The sequence below is a fragment of the Leptodesmis sp. genome, from assembly GCF_052746595.1.
Genome location: NZ_JBRAGO010000205.1, coordinates 1 through 1,721 on the forward strand (window position 1 = coordinate 1; position 1,721 = coordinate 1,721).

The 1,721-nt window shown below is 47.9% G+C and carries 2 protein-coding genes; one reads left to right on the forward strand and one right to left on the reverse strand.

The window, feature by feature from the left end:
* Positions 1-214 precede the first annotated feature (214 nt).
* Entirely contained in the window at positions 215-985 is a 771-nt protein-coding gene (locus ACUVQO_RS23060; RefSeq protein ID WP_445928156.1) for a sensor histidine kinase, read from the reverse strand.
* Positions 986-1,453: 468 nt separating this feature from the next.
* Between ACUVQO_RS23060 and ACUVQO_RS23065 the strand changes: the two genes are divergently transcribed.
* Positions 1,454-1,721 (forward strand): Ppx/GppA phosphatase family protein (locus ACUVQO_RS23065; protein ID WP_445928157.1); only part of this gene is annotated, 268 nt, incomplete at its 3' end.

Sequence of the window (1,721 nt, forward strand, 5' to 3'; positions counted from 1 at the left end):
AGGCTTCGCATACAGCGCGGGACTTATAGCTCCCCGAACCCCTCAATAGTTAAAAATCAAGAATTATGGATTAAGAATTGCAAATCTTCCATCAGTAGCCATTTCAACAATCACCCCACGTCAAGGCATAGCATTTGGCAACTAATCCCTCACCGACACTTGACTTCTTGTGATTAGCAAAACCTAGGATAAGCAAAGGGAAGCACCGTCTCCATTAACTCCCCGTCGCAGGTAGCGTGAAGTAGAACAGGCTTCCTTCACCATGGGTCGATTCAAATCCTATCTGGCCGCCCTGGTTTTCCACTAATAATTTACAGAGGGAGAGACCCAATCCAGTGCCCTCAATGTTCTGGCGATCGCGGTGCTTCACCCGGTAAAACCGTTCAAACAAATGCGGTTGAGCGGCTTCTGGAATCCCTAGCCCCTGGTCTTTCACCCAAACCTGAATCCAACCTGGTGCCACAACCTCTGCCCCAATTTCAATCGGTTCTCGGTTGGGAGAGTATTTAATGGCATTAGAAAGCAAATTAACCAACACCTGGGATACCTGCCAGCGATCGGCCCAGACATCAGGCAAACTCGGAGCAATGCGATAGGCGATCGGGTGGGAGTGAGACTGAAATCCAGCCACCACCTCATCCACTAACTGGCTGATACAAACACGGCTTGGTTTAGCTTCCAGAGATCCGGTTTCCGCGTTGCGGAGAGCCATCAAATCTTGCAACAAGTTTTGCAATCGGCTAATTTGCTGTTCCACGACCCCCAAAAACTCTTGCCGGTACTCTGCATCTAAGTCCGTTTCTGCCAGCAAGTGCACTGAACCACTCAAGGCCGTCAGCGGAGTGGCCAGTTGATGGGTCAAGAGCTGCATCAGTTCTGTATGACGGGCAATCTGCTCCCGTAATGTCTGATTCTCCTGAAACAAGGTTTGCACCAGACCAGCTTCAGTACTTTCCGTCAGGTCAATCTCAACCTGCTCTGGCATAGAAGGAATTGAACTCTCACTGGAGAAAGAAGACATAGGGAAGCTGGAGTTTTTAAGTATTAAGTTTATTTACACATCTTAACAATTTTATGTTCTTTGTAACAATCCTCTTTGCGGAAACCAAGTTCTTTAAAGAGAAGCTTTCATCAAACCCAAAGATTGACCTGGGAAACTGGGCCGCTGAACCGACTAACAGTCAAACTCACTACAGAGTTTCTACCATTAAGTGCCCTATTCACCCCTTTTCCCCCGTATCTCTTCATCTTCCTCCCTCACTTCCCCCTCATGCTGGCTATATGAAGACTCCTAACAGGATGCCCTATTCATTCTGAAAAAATGATTAAATTGAACCGAACTTCCTACGCAGTCACTGAAACACAGCTTTGGAAAGTCTTAAGAATGGCCCCTGTGAGACCTGCAACTAGGGAAACTTAAAGATAAACGCTAGCCAGTTTTACCGTATTTACAATGCTCGCGGACTACGATCGCATTCTGACGGCCATTGACGTTGGCACGAACTCGATTCACATGGTAGTAGTGCGGATCCAGCCAACCCTGCCTGCTTTTACCATCATTGCCAGAGAAAAAGCAACTGTTCGCCTGGGAGAAAGCTGTCAGCAAACCGGGTTTCTGACCGAAGAGGCGATGCAGCGGGCGATCGTTGCGCTGAAGCGATGTCAGGAGATTTCCAAAAGTTTGAATTCTGAGCAAATTATCGCCGTCGCCACCAGTGCAG